Origin of the sequence: Bradyrhizobium sp. ORS 278 (assembly GCF_000026145.1) — a bacterium.
Classification (GTDB): Bacteria; Pseudomonadota; Alphaproteobacteria; order Rhizobiales; family Xanthobacteraceae; genus Bradyrhizobium.
In genome coordinates, this window is record NC_009445.1 from 383,635 (window position 1) to 402,137 (window position 18,503).

The 18,503-nt window shown below is 66.5% G+C and carries 18 protein-coding genes; 8 read left to right on the plus strand and 10 right to left on the minus strand.

From position 1 onward, the window contains the following. Positions 1-21: 21 nt before the first annotated feature. Positions 22-1,569, minus strand: a complete 1,548-nt coding sequence (gene ffh / locus BRADO_RS01795; RefSeq protein ID WP_011923608.1) for a signal recognition particle protein — start codon at positions 1,567-1,569, stop codon at positions 22-24. 351 nt (positions 1,570-1,920) lie between these two features. On the opposite strand from ffh, the gene BRADO_RS01800 reads away from it, so the two are divergent. After that, entirely contained in the window at positions 1,921-2,913 is a 993-nt protein-coding gene (locus tag BRADO_RS01800) for an MBL fold metallo-hydrolase (protein ID WP_011923609.1), read from the plus strand. Between the two features lie 211 nt (positions 2,914-3,124). Here BRADO_RS01800 and BRADO_RS01805 read toward each other — a convergent pair whose 3' ends face one another. Both BRADO_RS01805 and BRADO_RS01810 read right to left on the minus strand, forming a co-directional pair. Continuing rightward, the gene (locus BRADO_RS01805) at positions 3,125-3,838 is read right to left on the minus strand and encodes an SIMPL domain-containing protein (protein ID WP_011923610.1); all 714 of its coding nucleotides are present in this window, start codon (positions 3,836-3,838) and stop codon (positions 3,125-3,127) included. A gap of 5 nt (positions 3,839-3,843) precedes the next feature. Continuing rightward, a complete protein-coding gene (locus BRADO_RS01810; RefSeq protein WP_011923611.1) occupies positions 3,844-4,578 on the minus strand; it encodes a GyrI-like domain-containing protein in 735 nt (244 codons plus the stop codon). A gap of 171 nt (positions 4,579-4,749) precedes the next feature. On the opposite strand from BRADO_RS01810, the gene dapF reads away from it, so the two are divergent. Beyond that, positions 4,750-5,619, plus strand: coding sequence for a diaminopimelate epimerase (gene dapF, locus BRADO_RS01815; protein WP_011923612.1), 870 nt, complete (start codon positions 4,750-4,752; stop codon positions 5,617-5,619). Continuing rightward, positions 5,616-6,947: a tRNA (N(6)-L-threonylcarbamoyladenosine(37)-C(2))-methylthiotransferase MtaB gene (mtaB, locus tag BRADO_RS01820; protein ID WP_011923613.1), complete on the plus strand. Its 1,332-nt coding sequence runs from the start codon at positions 5,616-5,618 to the stop codon at positions 6,945-6,947. The genes dapF and mtaB overlap by 4 nt, the downstream gene beginning before the upstream one ends. A gap of 96 nt (positions 6,948-7,043) precedes the next feature. Here mtaB and BRADO_RS01825 read toward each other — a convergent pair whose 3' ends face one another. After that, complete coding sequence (locus BRADO_RS01825) at positions 7,044-7,946, minus strand: RluA family pseudouridine synthase (protein WP_011923614.1); 903 nt, start codon at positions 7,944-7,946, stop codon at positions 7,044-7,046. Positions 7,947-8,005: 59 nt separating this feature from the next. Between BRADO_RS01825 and ftsY the strand changes: the two genes are divergently transcribed. Further along, entirely contained in the window at positions 8,006-8,953 is a 948-nt protein-coding gene (gene ftsY / locus BRADO_RS01830) for a signal recognition particle-docking protein FtsY (protein ID WP_011923615.1), read from the plus strand. Between the two features lie 83 nt (positions 8,954-9,036). After that, positions 9,037-9,639, plus strand: a complete 603-nt coding sequence (locus BRADO_RS01835) for a septation protein A (protein WP_011923616.1) — start codon at positions 9,037-9,039, stop codon at positions 9,637-9,639. Positions 9,640-9,947: 308 nt separating this feature from the next. On the opposite strand, the gene BRADO_RS01840 is transcribed toward BRADO_RS01835, so the two are convergent. The 5 genes from BRADO_RS01840 to ccmA all read right to left on the minus strand — a co-directional run bounded on the left by BRADO_RS01840 (position 9,948) and on the right by ccmA (position 13,090). Then, entirely contained in the window at positions 9,948-10,544 is a 597-nt protein-coding gene (locus BRADO_RS01840) for a DsbE family thiol:disulfide interchange protein (protein ID WP_011923617.1), read from the minus strand. Next, positions 10,541-10,720, minus strand: coding sequence for a heme exporter protein CcmD (gene ccmD / locus BRADO_RS01845; protein ID WP_011923618.1), 180 nt, complete (start codon positions 10,718-10,720; stop codon positions 10,541-10,543). The genes BRADO_RS01840 and ccmD overlap by 4 nt, the downstream gene beginning before the upstream one ends. Position 10,721: 1 nt before the next feature. Further along, positions 10,722-11,498, minus strand: coding sequence for a heme ABC transporter permease (locus tag BRADO_RS01850; RefSeq protein ID WP_011923619.1), 777 nt, complete (start codon positions 11,496-11,498; stop codon positions 10,722-10,724). A 92-nt stretch (positions 11,499-11,590) separates the two neighbouring features. Beyond that, positions 11,591-12,259, minus strand: a complete 669-nt coding sequence (gene ccmB / locus BRADO_RS01855) for a heme exporter protein CcmB (RefSeq protein WP_011923620.1) — start codon at positions 12,257-12,259, stop codon at positions 11,591-11,593. A 207-nt stretch (positions 12,260-12,466) separates the two neighbouring features. Then, positions 12,467-13,090 carry a heme ABC exporter ATP-binding protein CcmA gene (ccmA, locus tag BRADO_RS01860; protein WP_011923621.1) on the minus strand — a complete coding sequence of 208 codons (624 nt, stop codon included), beginning with the start codon at positions 13,088-13,090 and terminating at the stop codon, positions 12,467-12,469. 223 nt (positions 13,091-13,313) lie between these two features. On the opposite strand from ccmA, the gene acnA reads away from it, so the two are divergent. The 3 genes from acnA (at position 13,314) to BRADO_RS01875 (ending at position 17,746) form a co-directional block, all read left to right on the plus strand. Further along, positions 13,314-16,034, plus strand: coding sequence for an aconitate hydratase AcnA (gene acnA, locus BRADO_RS01865; protein WP_041755993.1), 2,721 nt, complete (start codon positions 13,314-13,316; stop codon positions 16,032-16,034). A gap of 188 nt (positions 16,035-16,222) precedes the next feature. Further along, the gene (locus tag BRADO_RS01870; RefSeq protein WP_011923623.1) at positions 16,223-16,963 is read left to right on the plus strand and encodes a thioredoxin family protein; all 741 of its coding nucleotides are present in this window, start codon (positions 16,223-16,225) and stop codon (positions 16,961-16,963) included. A gap of 417 nt (positions 16,964-17,380) precedes the next feature. Beyond that, complete coding sequence (locus BRADO_RS01875) at positions 17,381-17,746, plus strand: DUF2794 domain-containing protein (protein WP_011923624.1); 366 nt, start codon at positions 17,381-17,383, stop codon at positions 17,744-17,746. Between the two features lie 29 nt (positions 17,747-17,775). Here BRADO_RS01875 and BRADO_RS01880 read toward each other — a convergent pair whose 3' ends face one another. Beyond that, positions 17,776-18,303, minus strand: coding sequence for a GNAT family N-acetyltransferase (locus tag BRADO_RS01880; protein WP_011923625.1), 528 nt, complete (start codon positions 18,301-18,303; stop codon positions 17,776-17,778). Between the last annotated feature and the right edge of the window lie 200 nt (positions 18,304-18,503).

The following is an 18,503-nucleotide window of genomic DNA, read 5'->3' on the forward strand; positions in this document are numbered from 1 at the left end:
CTCGCAATGACGGGAGTGAGGTCATTTCTTCTTCCCCGGAGGAAGCCCGAGGCCGGGGAGCGTCGGCTTGCCGCTGAGACCGGTAAGCCCCGGCAGATTGGGCAAACCGCCACGCAGGCCGGCGGGAAGATCCTTCGGCAAGTTCGGCAGGCCGCCGGGCATGCCGCCCGGCATCTTGTCGGCCAGCGCCTTGAGCTGCTCGGGCGAGGGCATGCCGCCACCGCCGCCGAAGCCCATCGCCTGGGCGATGCCGGCGAGCGGGCCGCGCTTGCCGGAGCCCATGGCCTTCATCACGTCGGCCATGTTCCGGTGCATCTTGAGCAGCTTGTTGACGTGCTCGACGCTCTGGCCGGAGCCTGCGGCGATACGCTTCTTGCGGCTCGCCTTGAGCAGGTCGGGATGCTTGCGCTCCTCGCGGGTCATCGAATCGATGATCGCGACCTGGCGCTTGAGGATCTTGTCGTCGATTCCGGCGGCAGCGATCTGGTTCTTCATCTTGGAGATGCCGGGCATCATGCCCATCAGCCCGCTGATGCCGCCCATCTGCGACATCTGCAGCAGCTGCTCGCGCATGTCGTTGAGGTCGAACTGACCCTTGCGCATCTTCTCGGCGGCGCGCGCGGCCTTCTCGGCGTCGATGTTCGCCGCGGCCTTCTCGACCAGCGAGACGATGTCGCCCATGCCGAGGATGCGGCCAGCGATCCGCGAGGGATAGAAGTCCTCCAGCGCATCGGTCTTTTCGCCGGTGCCGAGCAGCTTGATCGGCTTGCCGGTGACCGCGCGCATCGACAGCGCCGCGCCGCCGCGGCCGTCGCCGTCGATCCGGGTCAGCGCGATGCCGGTGAGGCCGACGCGCTGGTCGAACGAGCGGGCGAGATTGACCGCGTCCTGACCGGTCAGCGAATCCGCGACCAGCAGCACCTCGTGCGGGTTGGCGACCGCCTTGATCTCGGCGGCCTCCTTCATCATGTCCTCGTCGAGCGTGGTGCGGCCGGCGGTATCGAGCAGCACGACGTCATAGCCGCCGAGCTTGGCGGCCTCGATGGCGCGGCGCGCGATCTGCGGCGGCATCTGGCCGGCGACGATCGGCAGGGTCGGGATGTCCAGGTCGCGGCCGAGCACCGCGAGCTGCTCCATGGCGGCCGGACGGTAGACGTCGAGCGAGGCCATCAGCACCTTGCGCTTGTCGCGCTGGACCATGCGGCGGGCGAGCTTGGCCGTCGTGGTGGTCTTGCCGGAGCCCTGCAGGCCGACCATCATGATCGGCACCGGCGGCACCGCATTGAGGTCGATGGTCTGGCCGTCGTCGCCGAGCGTCTTGACCAGTTCGTCATGGACGATCTTCACGACCATCTGGCCGGGGGTGACCGACTTGACGACGGTGGCGCCGATCGCCTGCTCGCGCACGCGGTCAGTGAAGCTGCGGACAACCTCCAGCGCGACGTCGGCCTCGAGCAGCGCCCGACGGACCTCGCGCATCGCGGCGTCGACATCGGCCTCCGAGAGCGAACCGCGCCCCGTCAGCCGATCGAGAATGCCGCCAAGCCTTTCCGACAGATTGTCGAACAATGTCGTATCCTTTGCCCTTGTCGGGCGCTCGCTTCGTTGCCGCCCGTCATCGCCGCTTGCTGCGGCCCATGACGACTATATAGACCACGACCATATAGACCTCGGCCCGTCGGCCGAAACCGTCAGTCCAAACACGTTTGCGCCCGAGGGCGCACAGCGCTGTCGGGCGTTGACCTCCGGCCTCCAGGACCGGGCGGTGGCTCGAAAAGACGAAACTTTCCGAAATTCGGCCGGGTTAAACCCCCCGGAGGCGGAAAAGTCAAGGAAACTTGCGCGCTGCGCGCCGTTGCCGGACCCAGAGTGGCGCCTTACCTCTTGCGCTAGTTTAGCTTTCCCATTGCGAGGACACCCTTGCTGCGCCGTTCCAGGACCTATTCCGGCCCCGTCACCGACCATTTCGACGGCAAGCGCTTCTACGATCCCGACGGCGTTCCGCCCAAATCCCTCGCCCAGGTGCTGCGCTGGCAGTTCGACCGCAACGGCAAGCGCTCGCGCTGGCCCGCCTGGGCGCCGAGCCCGCATGCGGATACCCCGCCGCACCGGATCGAGGGCGAGACGGTGCGGCTGTCGTTCATCGGCCATGCCAGCTGGCTGGTCCAGACCGGCGGGCTGAACATTCTGATCGATCCCGTCTGGTCGGAGCGGGTCTCGCCGCTCTCGTTCGCGGGTCCGAGGCGGCACAACGATCCCGGCATCGCCTTCGAGGCGCTGCCGCATATCGACGTCGTGCTGGTCTCGCACGGGCATTACGATCATCTCGACATCCGCACGCTTTCGAAGCTGACGGCGCGTTTCGCGCCGCGCGTGGTGACGCCGCTCGGCAACGATCTCACCATGACCGATGCCGATGCGAAGATTCGCGCCGAGGCCTATGACTGGCACGACCGCGTGACGCTCAACGACGAGGTCGCGGTCACGCTGGTACCGACCCGGCACTGGACCGCGCGCGGCATCTTCGATCGCAACAAGGCGCTGTGGGCGAGCTTCGTGCTGGAGACCCCGCGCGGCAGGCTCTACATCGTCTGCGATTCCGGCTACGGCACGGGCAAGCATTTCCGCCGGGTCGCCGAAGCGCATGCGCCGCTGCGGCTCGCAATCCTGCCGATCGGCGCCTATGAGCCGCGCTGGTTCATGCGCGACCAGCACATGAACCCCGAGGATGCCGTGCAGGCGTTACAAGATTGCGGCGCCGAGACCGCGCTGGCGCATCATCACGGCACGTTCCAGCTGACGGACGAAGCGATCGACGCGCCTGTCCACGCGCTGCATGCGGCGCTTGATTCCGCCGGCATTCCACGCGAGCGGTTCAGCGTGCTGAAGCCGGGGCAGGTGGTGGAGATCTAACTCGCCGCCGCTACAAAACAGGTGTCGTCCCGGCCTTGAGCCGGGACCCATAACCACCGAACGTAATGTTGCGAAGGCTAGTTGCCCCATTTCGCGCGACGACACCCGCCGCGGAGTATGGGTCCCGGCTCAAGGCCGGGACGACATCGAGTTTGTAGCAGCGGTGTCGGCTCACGGCTTGGCGTGAGTACGCCGCGGAGGCTGGGGGGCTTTACTGCCCCGCCTTGATCGCCCAGGTCACGCTGACCGTGACCGACAGCGTCTCCTCGCCCTGTGCCACCGGCGTCGGCGCCCCGGCGGCCATCGGTGCGGCGAACGTCTTGGCGCGGAACACCGGGGTGGGCGCGCCGTCCTCGGCGATGTTGAGTGGCTGGCCCAGCGTGACGCCGGCGGCCTTGGCGTAGATCTCGGCCTTGCGGCGCGCGTCGGCGACGGCCTTCTCGCGCGCCTGGTCGAGCAGCTTGGACGGCTCGGCGACGCTGAAGAAGACGTTGCCAACATCATTGGCGCCTGCGGCCACGACCGTATCGATCACGTTCGCCACCTTGGCGATGTCGTGCACCTTGATGGTGACGCGGTTGCTGGCGCGATAGCCGGTCACGGCCGGCTGTCCCGGCCGGTTCTGGGCATATTGCGGCTGCAGCGACAGCCGCGAAGTCTGAACGTCCTTGTCGGCGATCCCCGCCGTCTTCAGGGACTGCAGCACCTTCGCCATGGCCACGTTGTTGGCCTCGGCGGCCTCGCGCGCGGTCTTGGCATCGGAGGCGACGCCGGCATCGATCTGCGCCAGATCCGGCGGCGCCTGCACGCTGCCCTCGCCGCTGACGGTGATCGCCGGCGTGTCCTGCCGAGCGATGTCGTCCGCCAGCGCAGGCAGAGCGGCGGAGGCCATCATCGCGGCAACGAGCAGCGGTCTGAGCATCATGGCGCTCACTTCAACGGCACGTAGACGTTGATGACGAGCTTGTCCTCGGCCGTCTTCAAGGGATCGGTCAGGTACTCCTCGATGAAGGTGTCCTTGGCCTCCAGCCGGCGCTCGTCGAGATGGTTGGTGATCGCCTCGTAGGTGTTGTCCATGTTGTCGTAGGAGCCGCGATGGACGAACTTAAGCGCCTTGCCTTCGGGCGACTGGCCGATGCTCATGCCCTTGCCGAGCGTCTTCGGCTCCTGGTCGATCGGCATCTCCGCCAAATAAGTGAAGCCGTTGTCATCGGTCGAGGTGTAGACGATCATACCGTTGCCGGCCGGCTTGACGCCCTGCTTGTCGAGGGTCGTCGACAGCGCCTTGAAGGAGTCGATCAGCGTGTCGAACGCATTGTCCCAGTTGGCGGTGCCCTTCACGAGCACGACCTTCTTGGCCTCGAGCTTGATCTCTTCGCCAAAGGCGTCGGCCGCCTGGCTCGGCGCGGCGGCTGGCGGAGTGGCTGGTGCCTGGGCCGCGGGCGACGATGACGGGCTCGCGCTGGCGGCGGGGGTCGGGGACGGGCTGGCGGAGGCAGCGGGCAACGCCGAGGGGGCCGGGGTGGCGCTCGGCGCCGGGGCGGGCGAGGCTGAGGCCGCCGGAGCCGGGGAGGCGGACGGCGCCTGCGCCCGGGCGAGCGGGCCACCCAGCGCCAACGCGACCGTGCCCACGGCCAGAACAAGGCGGAACGTGCTGAGATTCATTCGACTATTCTCCAGTGCCGTGCTGCTCCTGCGCAGGGCGCGTGCCGGCGAACATGCGGTCCTAACATGCCCGGCGGCGCGGCGTCCCATGACAGATGCGTCATGTCCCCCTGCGGACTGGTCAATGCGGCGCCTTTCGCCATATAAGGCGGACACAATTTGGATATTTTCATGAGCCCGCTGGCCAACCACAGCTTCGTCAAGATGAACGGGATCGGCAACGAAATCGTCGTGCTGGATCTGCGCGACGTGAAGCATGTCGTCACGCCGGACGAGGCGCGGGCGGTTGCATCGCGCGTACCTTACGACCAGATGATGGTGCTGCAGCGGCCACGGTTCGATGGCACCGAGGCCTTCATCCGCATCTACAACAATGACGGCTCGGAATCCGGCGCCTGCGGCAACGGCATGCGCTGCGTGGTGAGCCAGGTGTTCGGCAAGACCGGGCAGACCAGCGCGACGTTCGAGACCCGCGCCGGCCTGTTGAACTGCTGGCAGGGGCCGGCGCCCGATCTCTACACTGTCGACATGGGCGTGCCGAGGTTCGGCTGGCAGGACATTCCCCTGGCCGAGGAGTTCCGCGACACCCGCTACATCGAGCTGCAGATCGGCCCGATCGACGCGCCGATCCTGCATTCGCCGTCGGTCGTCAGCATGGGCAATCCGCACGCTGTGTTCTGGGTCGACAACGACGTCAATTCCTATGACCTCGAGCGCTTCGGGCCGCTCTTGGAAAACCACCCGATCTTCCCGGAGCGGGCCAACATCACGCTGGCCCAGATCGTCGACCGCGACCACATCACGATGCGCACCTGGGAGCGCGGCGCGGGACTGACCCGGGCCTGCGGCTCGGCGGCGTGTGCGACCGCGGTCGCCGCCGCCCGGCTGAAGCGCGCCAACCGGCTCGTGCACATGACGCTGCCGGGCGGCGAGCTGACGATCGAGTGGCGCGAGCGCGACGACCACGTGTTGATGACGGGCACCGCGACGTTCGAGTTCGAGGGCCGGTTTGAGCCAGCGCTGTTCGCCAGCGTCGCATGAGCGTCGATGTCGTCACCTTCGGCTGCCGGCTCAACGCGTTCGAGTCCGAGCTGATCGCGCGCCATGTCGAGGCAGCGGGGGCGGACGACACCATCGTCATCAACAGCTGCGCTGTCACCAACGAGGCCGTGGCGCAGGCGCGGCAATCGATCCGCAAATTGAAGCGCGAGCGCCCTTACGCGCGCATCGTCGTGACTGGTTGCGCGGCGCAGACGCAGGCCGACATGTTCGCTGCGATGCCTGAAGTCGATCGCGTGATCGGCAATGACGACAAGCTGCGGCCGGACGCCTGGCGCGCGACTACGCAGGTGCTGGCTGCGCCCCGCTTCGGCATCGATGCGACCGAAAAGGTCGCCGTCTCCGACATCATGGCCGTCACCGAGATGGCGCCGCATCTGGTCGACGGCTTCCAGCGCGGCCTGCCGCGGGTGTTCGTCCAGGTGCAGAACGGCTGCGACCATCGCTGCACCTTCTGCATCATCCCCTACGGCCGCGGCAATTCACGCTCGGTGCCGATGGGGGCGGTGGTCGATCAGGTGCGAACGCTGGCTGAGCGCGGCCATGCTGAGATCGTGCTGACCGGCGTCGATCTCACCAGCTACGGCGCCGACCTGCCCGGCACGCCGAAGCTCGGCCTGCTGGTGAAACAGATCCTGCGCCACGTGCCGGAGCTGAAACGGTTGCGCATCTCCTCGATCGATTCGATCGAGGCCGATGCCGACCTGCTCGATGCGCTCGCCGACGATGCCCGGCTGATGCCGCACCTGCATCTGTCATTGCAGGCCGGCGACGACCTGATCCTGAAGCGTATGAAGCGGCGGCATGTGCGCGCGGACGCGATCGCGTTCTGCGACCAGGTGCGTCGGCTGCGGCCGGACATCGCGCTCGGCGCTGATCTGATCGCAGGCTTTCCAACCGAGACGGAGGAGATGTTTACGCGCTCGCTCGACCTCGTCGAGGCATGCGGCCTGACGCTCCTGCACGTCTTTCCCTATTCGCCGCGCCCGGGCACGCCGGCCGCGCGCATGCCGCAGGTGGATGGCGCCGTCATCCGTGATCGCGCGCGTCGGCTGCGCGCAGTGGGGGAGGCTGCGTTGCGGCGGCGGCTGGATGCCGAGATCGGCTGCGCGCGTGAAGTTCTTATCGAGAGTGCGACGCAGGGCAGGACGGAGCATTATCTGCCGGTGTCAGTCACGGGTGCCGAGCCGGGCTCAGTGCAGCGGCTGGTGATCGCCGGCCATGATGGCGGAAAACTGTCAGCCCCACCCTCGGTGTCATCGCCCGGCTTGACCGGGCGATCCAGTACGCCGCGGCCTCTTGGTCAATAATAACCGCCTCTGGAATACTGGATCGCCCGGTCGAGCCGGGCGATGACAGCTGTGGTGTGGGCGAGAGTGCAGGGTCTCACTTGCGTCCGAGACGCTTCACTCCCCATTCCACCCGCACAGCCGCAGCCGCTCATGCATGTGCAGCGGCGCCGGCGCAACCACCTGCACCGGCGGCTTGTTCTTCGAGAGCGGGATGGAAATCTCCCGCGCATGCAGATGCAGCCGCGGCTCGCCGAAGCGCGGGCCGTTGCCGTAGATGTTGTCGCCTATGATCGGCCAGCCGGACGCGGCGGAATGCACGCGGAGTTGGTGGGTGCGGCCGGTGATGGGTTCCATGGCAAGCCAGGTGAGCTTGGGTGCCTTGCCTGATGAGGCCGCGCTCTCGCCAGTGGCGCGATCTGCTCCCTCCCCCCTTGCGGGGGAGGGTCGGGGTGGGGGGTGGCTCCGGGCGGCAATGCCCGTGGGGACCCCCACCCCCGACCCCTCCCCGCAAGGGGGAGGGGAGGTCGTGCCACAAGTGGGAGGTGAGCTTGGCGATGGGTCGGCCGCAGCGACAGCGTACGACCGCCCCAGCACCCGCCACTTCGTCACCGCCGGCTGCCCGCTCGGATCAGGCTTCTGCCACCAGCCGCGCTCGGCGTTGAGCTTGCCCAGCGGCAGCTCGATCACGCCTTCGTCAGCCTCCGGGCCGCCCTCGACCACGGCCCAATAGGTCTTCGAAATCTTGCCGTGCTTGAACAAAAGCCCGAGCGACGCCGTTGCCTTGCGATGGCGGCCGAGCACGAGGCAGCCGGAGGTTTCCTTGTCGAGCCGATGTGCCAGCACCGGCGGGCGCGGCAGGCCAAAGCGCAGGGCGTCGAACGAGGCTTCGAGGTTCGGGCCGCCCTTCGGTCCCTTGTGCACGGGAATGCCGGCGGGCTTGTCGATCACCAGCATCAGCCCGTCGCGGTGAAGCACGCGGGCCAGCATCTCCTCGTCGGTGGGTTGGTTAATGTCCATGGAAACCGTAACGCCGGTGTGAGCTTTCGTTTGGAAGAGGAAAGGGCTAACACCACGCCATGAACGATACCACCTCCGAAACACCCAAGCGGTCGTGGTGGCGGCGGCTGTCGGACGGCCTGAAGCGCACCTCCGGCGCGCTCGGCACCGCCGTGGCCGACCTCGTCACCAAGCGCAAGCTCGACCGCGCGATGCTCGATGACATCGAGGACGTGCTGCTGCGCGCCGATCTCGGCACCCAGGTCGCCGCCCGGATCGCCGAGGCCGTCGGCGCGGGCCGCTACGACAAGGCGATCAGCGCCGACGAGGTCAAGGCCGTCGTCGCGACCGAGGTCGAGAAGGTGCTGTCGCCGGTTGCGAAGCCGCTGACGATCGAGCCTGGTCACAAGCCGTTCGTCATCCTCGTCGTCGGCGTCAACGGCTCGGGCAAGACCACCACCATCGGCAAGCTGGCGCAGAAATTCGCCTCCGAGGGCAAGCACGTCATGCTGGCTGCGGGCGACACCTTCCGAGCGGCAGCGATCGAGCAGCTTAAGGTGTGGGGCGAGCGCACCAAGGCGCCTGTCATCGCCGGCGCGCAAGGCTCGGATTCCGCCAGCCTCGCCTTCAATGCCATCACAGCGGCCAAGGAGCAGGGCCGCGACATCCTGCTGATCGACACCGCCGGCCGGCTGCAGAACAAGGCCGAGCTCATGAACGAACTCGAAAAGGTCGTGCGTGTCATTCGCAAGGTCGACGCCTCGGCGCCGCACGCGGTGCTGCTCGTGCTCGATGCCACCGTGGGACAGAATGCGCTGTCGCAGGTCGAGGCGTTCCATCGTACGGCTGGCGTCACGGGCCTGGTCATGACCAAGCTCGACGGCACGGCGCGCGGCGGCATCCTCGTGGCGCTGTCGGAGAAGTTCAAGCTGCCGGTGCACTTCATCGGCGTCGGCGAGGGCGTCGACGATCTGCAGCCGTTCGCGGCGAAGGATTTCGCGCGGGCGATCGCCGGCATCGAGGACTGACGCGCGGCCCTTGCTGGTCAGCGACATCTGACGGAACTACTGGATCAGCCATAGGCGGCTGATGACAGCCAACGGGACATGGAATGGACAAGACCCAGCCGCATCCGCTGTTCAAGCTCGCGACCGAACTCGGTCCGCTGATCGTGTTCTTCTTCGTCAACGCCAAGTTCAATCTGTTCGCCGCGACTGGCGCCTTCATGGTCGCGATCATCGCGGCGCTGATCGCGTCCTATGTCGTGACTAGGCACATTCCGCTGATGGCGCTGGTCACTGCCGTGGTCGTGATCGTGTTCGGCACGCTGACGCTGGTGCTGCACGACGAGACCTTCATCAAGGTCAAGCCGACCATCATCTACGGCCTGTTCGCGGCCGTGCTCGGCGGCGGGCTGGTGTTCAACCGCTCGTTCATCGCGATCATGTTCGATCAGATGTTCAACCTGACGCCGGCCGGCTGGCGCATCCTCACCTTCCGCTGGGCGCTGTTCTTTGCCGGAATGGCGGTGCTGAACGAGATCATCTGGCGCACGCAGAGCACGGATTTCTGGGTCGGCTTCAAGGCGTTCGGCGTGCTGCCGCTGACCATGATCTTCGCCATCGCCCAGATGCCGCTGATCAAGCGCTACCATCAGGACCCGGCCTCGCTGGAAGCCAGCGACGCGGCGGAAGGCGATGTGAGCAAGGGGTAGCTTTCTCAGAGCCGTCATTCCGGGGCGCTCGCGTCAGCGAGCGAACCCGGACTCTCGAGGTTCCGGGTTCAATGCTCCGCATTGCCCCGGAACGACGATCGCAGCTGAAATTCGTGAGGCACTGCGCGCGCGCCTCATCCCCACTGTCATCATCCGCGAAAGCGGATGATCCAGTACGCCGCGGCAGTCGTGATTCACAATGCTGTCACGGCGTACTGGATCGCCCGGTCAAGCCGGGCGATGACAGCGGGGGTGGACGGACAGCTTGCTCGAAATGACGAGCAATTTATTGGCTCGCATCCAGCCGACTAACCCCCCGCCTTCAGTGCCTTCTCGATTTCCGGCTTCAGCACCGCGTCGATGTTCTGCGCCGTGATCGGGCCGACCAGCTTGTAGACGATGGTGCCCTCGCGCCCCACCACGAACGTCTCCGGCACGCCGTAGACGCCCCATTCGATGCCGGCGCGGCCGTTGCCGTCGACGCCGACGAAATCGTAGGGATTGCCGTAGCGGCCGAGGAAGCGGCGGGCGTTGTCGGCGGCGTCCTTGTAGTTGATGCCGATGATCTGAAAGCGCTTGTCGCGGCCGAGATCGACCAGCAGCGGCGCCTCGTCATGGCAGGGCACGCACCACGAAGCCCAGACGTTGACGATGCTGACCTTGCCCTTCAGCGCGGCCGGGTCGAGTCCCGGAATGACGGCGCCGTCCCTCGCGAGCTCGGGCAGCGGCGGCAGCGGCGTGGCTGGCGCGGGGCGGCCGATCAGCGCCGAGGGAATCCGCGAGGGGTCGCCATTGCCGAGCCGAAACCAGAACAGCGCCGCCAGCCCGAGAAACACCACGAGCGGCAGCAGCATCAACAGCGAGCGCCGTCGCGGCGCGGCCTCGGGGGCGGTCTGGTCGGTCATTGCATGTCCGTGGCGGCGCGGCCGGAGCGGCGGCTGATGCCGCTGTCCTCGAGCGCGCGCAGCCGCGCCTTCTGGGTGCGGTAGTCGATCGCGATCCAGGCGATCAGCAGCACGACGACGAGGGCTGCGGCGAGGTACGAGGTGGCGATAAACGAGGTGTAGGGGCCGAGGTCCATGTCAGGCGGCTCCCACGATCTGGCTGGTTGCGCCGCCGGACGGCGCGCTGCCCTGATAAGACCGCGCCTGCATCATCTGCAGGCTGCGCACGCGCCGGCGCAGGATCTCGTTGCGCATGGCTGCAACGTGCAGGGTGATGAACAGGAACGAGAAGCCGATCGCCATCACCAGGAGCGGGATCAGGAAGGCCTTGTCGAGCGCAGGTCCGCCCATCCGCATCACCGAGGCCGGCTGGTGCAGCGTGTTCCACCAGTCGACCGAGAACTTGATGATCGGCAGGTTGATCGCGCCAACCAATGTCAGAACCGCGGCGGCGCGCGCGGCGCGCGTGGGATCCTCGACCGAGCGCCACAGCGCTATCAGGCCGAGATACATCAGGAACAGGATCAGCACCGAGGTCAGCCGGGCGTCCCACTCCCAATAGGTGCCCCACATCGGCCGACCCCACAGCGAGCCGGTCAGCAGGGCGAGAAAGGTGAAGCTGGCGCCGATCGGCGCGGCAGCCTTGGCGGCGACATCGGCGAGCGGATGCCGCCACACCAGCGTGCCGAGCGAGGCGATGCTCATGACGCCCCAGACGAACATCGACAGCCACGCATTGGGTACGTGGATGAACATGATCTTGACGGTCGCGCCCTGCTGGTAGTCGTCGGGCGCCAGCGCCGACAGGTACAGGCCGGCGGCCAGCAGCGCGACGGTGACCAGCGCCAGCCACGGCAAGAGGCGCGCGGCCAGCGCGAGGAACCTGGTGGGATTGGCGAGGTCGATCAGCGACATGAGGCCCTTGTTAAAGGCGGAAACGTTTACAGTCCATCAGCACAGGACAGCTCGGCAAGAGTTGATCATGGTCAAACCCCGCCGGTGTTCCGTTAGTCCAGGCCGTTGCGCAGGCTGGTTGCGGCTGCGAACGGGCCGATCACGAAGCTGACCAGCGACAAGGCGCAGAGGATCGAGAACGGCGCGCCGAACGGCAGCGGGCCGACGATGGCCGCCTGCGACGCCGCGACGCCGAAGATCAGCACCGGGATCGACAGCGGCAGGACCAAAACGGCCAGCAGCAGGCCGCCACGGGACATCGTCACCGCCAGTGCTGCGCCGATCATGCCGATGAAGGTCAGCGCCGGCGTGCCGGCCAGCAGGGTCAGGGCGACGGCGCCGGTGGCGGTGGCGTCGAGGTTCAGCAGCAGGCCGAGCACGGGCGTGGCGATCACCAGCGGCAGCCCGGCGGCCAGCCAGTGCGCCAGCGCCTTGGCGGCGCAGGCGAACTCCAGCGGCGTCCGGCTCATGATGATCAGGTCGAGCGAGCCGTCCTCGTGGTCCGCGGTGAACAGGCGGTCGAGCGTCAGCAGGCTGGCGAGCAGGGCGCCGAGCCAGAGGATCGCCGGGCCGAGGCGGGTGAGCAGGGCGAGATCCGGGCCGACGGCAAACGGCATCAGCACGACCACGGTGAGGAAGAACAGCACGCCAATCAGCGCACCGCCGCCAATGCGTAGCGCGATCCGGATGTCGCGGCGGATGAGGGCACCGAGGGCGGTCATTGGAAAAGAGCCCTGATGAGAAATGCTTGGGAGCGACGCTGCTGCTCCGAACTCGCTGCGCTCCCCTCCCCCCTGCGGGGAGGGGTTGGGGGTGGGGGTCCACACGGGCAGTCTTTGCTGGGACCCCCACCCCCGACCCCTCCCCGCAAGGGGGAGGGGGGCGCACCGATGTCGCGGTGAAAAATTGCCTGTCCCATAAACATCAGCTCAGTTTCCAATCCGCAGTTCGCGTGTGTCGATGCCGAGCGGCCCGTGCGTGGCGGCGACGATCAGCCCACCCGTTGCTAGATGCTCGCGCATCAGGCCGGCGAACATCGCCTGTCCGGTGACGTCGAGTGCCGCGGTCGGCTCGTCGAGCAGCCAGAGCAGGCGGGGCACGGCGAGGAGGCGGGCCAGGGATAGGCGGCGGCGCTGGCCGGCGGAGAGGTAGCCCGCGGGCAGATCAATCGCGTGCGCGATGCCGACGGCCGCGAGGCAATCCGGGATCGGGCGCGTCATTCCGCCGCCGAGGAAGTCGGCCCAGAATGTCAGGTTCTCACGCACGCTGAGCGCCGGCTTCAGCGCGTCGCGGTGGCCGAGATAATGCGCCTGCTCTGGCACCGTCAGCTCGCCCCCGCCGCCCTCGATGGCGATCGTGCCGCCGGTCGGCAGCAGGAGGCCCGCGATCAGCCGCAGCAGCGAGGTCTTGCCGGCGCCATTGTGCCCGGTCACGGCCAGCGCCTCGCCCGCGCGCGCCTCGAAGGCAAGACCGGCAAACACCTCGCGGCCGCCGCGCACGCATCTGACGTCGTGTCCGAACAGCCTCGGAGACGGTGGTGGAGACTGCTGCATGGCGCGTCGTGACAGCCCTTACGAAATTGATGGCTAGCGTGCGAGAATTTGTGGGTGATGCCACGCCGGGACTTGATTGTCTCTGTAGCGACGCAGTTAGAAAGCTTCTATAAGCCCGACCTTGATGCAGCACACAATCGGCCGCTGCAAGCCATCCGGCGCCTCGCGCTGACGGTTCGAAAATACCCCCTCAGGGTATACAGATCAATTGGGATTCCCACGCATGACCTCGCTCGACAGCTTCAAGTGTCGCAAGACCCTCAAGGTCGGAACGAAGAGCTACATCTATTACAGCTTGCCCACAGCCGAGAAGAACGGTCTCAAGGACATCTCGAAGCTGCCGTACTCGATGAAGGTGCTGCTCGAGAACCTCCTGCGTAACGAGGACGGCCGCACCGTCACCAAGGACGACATCGTCGCGGTGTCGAAATGGCTGCGCAAGAAGTCGCTGGAGCACGAGATCGCCTTCCGCCCGGCGCGTGTGCTGATGCAGGATTTCACCGGCGTGCCGGCGGTCGTCGACCTCGCCGCCATGCGCAACGCCATGCAGAAGCTCGGCGGTGACGCCGAGAAGATCAATCCGCTGGTCCCGGTCGATCTCGTCATCGACCACTCGGTGATCGTGAACTACTTCGGTGACAACAAGGCGTTCGGCAAGAACGTCGCCGAGGAGTACAAGCAGAACCAGGAGCGCTACGAATTCCTGAAGTGGGGCCAGAAGGCGTTCTCGAACTTCTCCGTCGTGCCCCCGGGCACCGGCATCTGCCACCAGGTCAATCTCGAATACCTGGCGCAGACGGTCTGGACCAAGAAGGAGAAGATGACGGTCGGCCGGACCAAGGGCACCTTCGAGGTCGCCTATCCGGACTCGCTGGTCGGCACCGATTCGCACACCACCATGGTCAACGGTCTGGCCGTGCTCGGCTGGGGCGTCGGCGGCATCGAGGCAGAGGCCTGCATGCTCGGCCAGCCGCTGTCGATGCTGCTGCCTGACGTCGTCGGCTTCAAGCTGACCGGCGCGCTCAAGGAAGGCGTCACCGCGACCGACCTGGTGCTGACCGTCACCCAGATGCTGCGCAAGCTCGGCGTGGTCGGCAAGTTCGTAGAGTTCTTCGGCCCCGGCCTCGACCATCTCTCGGTCGCCGACAAGTCGACCATCGCCAACATGGCCCCCGAATACGGCGCGACCTGCGGCTTCTTCCCGGTCGACACAGCCACCATCGACTATCTCAAGACCTCCGGCCGCAAGGGCCCGCGCGTTGCGCTGGTCGAGGCCTATGCCAAGGCGCAGGGCCTGTTCCGCACCGCCAAGTCGGCCGACCCGGTGTTCACCGAGACGCTGAACCTCGATCTCGGCGACGTCGTGCCGTCGATGGCCGGTCCGAAGCGTCCCGAGGGCCGCATCGCGCTCCCCGCGGTGGCCGAGGGTTTTGCGACCGCGCTGGCCGGTGAGTACAAGAAGCCGGACGCCGCCGAGCAGCGCTTCGCGGTCGAGGGCAAGGACTTCGACATTGGCCATGGCGATGTCGTCATCGCCGCCATCACCTCCTGCACCAACACCTCAAACCCGAGCGTGCTGATCGGCGCTGGCCTCTTGGCCCGCAACGCCGCCGCCAAGGGCCTGAAGGCCAAGCCCTGGGTGAAGACCTCGCTGGCCCCGGGTAGCCAGGTGGTTGCCGAGTACCTCGCGAACTCGGGCCTGCAGAAGGACCTCGACAAGGTCGGCTTCAACCTGGTCGGCTTCGGCTGCACCACCTGCATCGGCAATTCGGGTCCGCTGCCGGAGGAGATCTCGAAGTCGATCAACGACAATGGCGTGGTCGCGGCGGCGGTGCTCTCGGGCAACCGCAACTTCGAAGGCCGCGTCTCGCCGGACGTGCAGGCCAATTATCTGGCCTCGCCGCCGCTGGTCGTCGCCTACGCGCTGGCCGGCACGGTGACCAAGGATCTCGCGGTCGAGCCGATCGGCATCGGCAAGGACAAGAAGCCGGTCTACCTGAAGGACATCTGGCCGACGACGAAGGAGGTCAATGACTTCGTCAAGAAGTTCGTCAAGGCCTCGATCTTCAAGAAGCGCTACGCCGACGTGTTCAAGGGCGACACCAACTGGCGCAAGATCAAGACCGTCGAGAGCGAGACCTATCGCTGGAACATGTCGTCGACCTACGTGCAGAATCCGCCGTATTTCGAGGGCATGAAGAAGGAGCCGGAGCCGATCAAGGACATCGTCGAGGCCCGCGTGCTGGCGCTGTTCGGCGACAAGATCACCACCGACCACATCTCGCCGGCCGGCTCGATCAAGCTGACCTCGCCCGCCGGCAAGTTCCTCAGCGAGCACCAGGTCCGCCCGGCCGACTTCAACCAGTACGGCACCCGCCGCGGCAATCACGAGATCATGATGCGCGGCACCTTCGCCAACATCCGCATCAAGAACTTCATGCTCAAGGGCGCCGACGGCAACATCCCCGAGGGCGGCCTGACCAAGCACTGGCCCGACGGCGAGCAGATGTCGATCTACGACGCCGCCATGAAGTACCAGGAAGAAGGCGTGCCACTGGTGGTGTTCGCCGGCGCCGAATATGGCAACGGCTCGTCGCGTGACTGGGCGGCCAAAGGCACCCGCCTGCTCGGCGTTCGCGCCGTGATCTGCCAGAGCTTCGAGCGCATCCATCGTTCGAACCTGGTCGGCATGGGTGTGCTTCCGCTCACCTTCCAGGAGGGCACGTCGTGGTCGTCGCTCGGCCTCAAGGGCGGCGAGAAGGTCACCATCAAGGGTCTCCAAGGTGATCTCAAGCCGCGCCAGACCCTGACCGCGGAGATTGTCTCGGCCGACGGTGCAGCGCAGCAGGTGCCGCTGCTCTGCCGGATCGATACGCTGGACGAGCTCGACTACTATCGCAACGGCGGCATCCTGCACTACGTGCTGCGCAAGCTGGCCGCTTAACCAAAGCGCCATGCGACAGTTTGGCTCACTCTGAAGTGAGTGGCGGGTGATGAAGGAGGCGGCCTATGACAAGGCCGCCTCCTTTGCATTTTCGGTCTGTTAACTACGAGGACGGCATCGCGTATGTGGAGACGCGCCAGGGCACAGCGGACGGTGGTCCAGACGGGACAGTGGCGATGAGTGGACAGATGTCGTGGTGGTCGCGCGCGGCGCTTTGTGTCTGTGCGGTCATTGCTTTCGTCCGGCCGGCCTCCGCCGACCCCCGTGCAGTGATCGAACTTTTCACCTCGCAGGGCTGCTCGTCCTGTCCGCCGGCCGACAAGGTGCTGGGCGAGCTCGCGAGAGATCCCAACATCATCGCGCTGTCCCTGCCGATCGACTACTGGGACTATCTCGGCTGGAAGGATACTCTGGCCGATTCCCGCTTCACCGCCCGTCAGCGCGCTTACTCGCGCGCGCGCGGCGACCGCGAGGTCTATACGCCCCAGGCCGTGGTCAACGGCTCGGTTCACGTCATCGGCAGCGACCGCGAGGCGATCGAAGGCGCGATCGAGGAGACCGCCCAGGCTGGCAACGCGATGTCGGTGCCGGTCCGGCTCTCCATCGAAGGGCAGGAGCTCACCGTCTCGGTGGCCGCGGCGACCGAGCATACTCTGCGCAAGCATGGCGAGGTCTGGGTCTGCTCCATCGCGCGCGCCGTTCCGATCCAGGTCGGGCGCGGCGAAAACAGCGGGCGGGAGCTGACCTACTACAATGTCGTTCGCAGTCTGCTGAAGCTCGGCGACTGGAACGGCACGTCGGTCAGCTGGAGTGTGCCGCTGGAGAAAATCGCCCGCGAGGGCGTCGATGGCGCGGTCGTCTATGTGCAGGACGGCAGCCGTGATCGCCCCGGTCCCATGCTCGGCGCCGCCTATTCCGAACTGCACTAGCGCTCGCGCCCCCGCCGCTAACAATCTGGATTTGAGCCGAGGCTGTCGACGGTTGTGAAAGCCGTTCGCTGAACGGACGACGCTTGCTGTCGCCAAAAAGCAAAAGGACCAACTCGCGTTGGCCCTTTGCCATTACTTGTGAATAGACCCGATCCTGACGACCCCGGGGGGCTGGGGGCTGAGGAATCCGGAACCGAAAGGACCGGGCCAACGCACACGAATCTTATGCCTAACGTCGGGGGCGCTCCCTGGGCGGAAAGACGGCGCGATTATGATTCCGCTAACGATCCCGTGACGCTGACGTGTTGCCGGAACCGCTTCTGTCGTTGGCGCAGCCGAACTTCAATAATGAAAACGGCCCCTTGCGGCTTCGTCCGGTTGGCGCGATCATGTCACAGAGATGACAGGAGGACACTCATGAACCTCACGCCGGAGGATGCCGATCCCAGCGAGAATCGCGCGGCGGCGCGTAGCGCGGCCGTGGCGCCCAACCGGGTGACGTTCGACAGGCTCGAGCTGAACCGCATCCTCAATCTGTACGGTCGCATGGTTGCCGACGGCGAGTGGCGGGACTACTCGATCGATTTCCTGCGCGACCGCGCCGTCTTCTCCGTCTTCCGCCGGGCCTCCGAGGTGCCGCTCTACCGCATCGAGAAGGACCCGCGTCTGGCGCGCAAGCAGGGCATGTACAGCGTGATCTCGGCGACCGGATTGATCCTGCGCCGCGGCCATGAGCTTGAGCGGGTGCTGCTGGCGATCGCGCCGAAGCCGGCGCTGGTTTGAGCGGGACGGTCCCTGCGCGAGCGACGCGCTCAAGCGGGAATGTCGCTGCTTCCGGCGCCGAGTGACAGCTGCATCATGACCGTATCCAGCCAGCGCCCGAACTTCAGGCCAACGCTCGGATGGGTGCCAATCATCTGGAAGCCGCAGGCGGTATGCAGCCCGACCGAGCCGGCATTGGCGGAGTCGCCGATCACGGCGATCATCTGGCGGAAGCCCTTCTCCTCGCACGCGGCGATCAGCTGCCGCATGAGCCGCATGCCGATGCCGCGGCGCTGGCTTGCCGGCGCCAGATAGATGGAATTCTCGACCGTGAAGCGATAGGCGGGGCGCGGCCGGTACGGCCCGGCATAGGCATAGCCCACCACCTGCCCATCCAGCACGGCGGCGAAATAGGGAAAGTCGCCGTCAGTCAGCGCCCGGAAGCGGCGGGTCATCTCGGCCAGATCAGGAGGGTCCAGCTCGAACGTGGCGGTGCCCTCGCGGACGGCTTGGCCGTAGATCGCGGTGATGGCGGAAAGGTCGGCTTCGGTGGTCGGGCGAATGTCGATGCTGGACATGTCCGGAACATACCAGCGCGCGAAAGCTGTTCAACCTCCGCCGAACAGGGCTCCGTTTTGTCGTGCAGAGATGCCGCCCAGGTGGAGCGGTGCGCTCGTCCGTCTCTCCTTCGTCATGGCTGGGCTTGTCCCGGCCATCCACGTCGTTCCGGCGCGCTGGGAACCACGTGGATGCCCGGGCCTTCGCCGCGCCGAAGCGG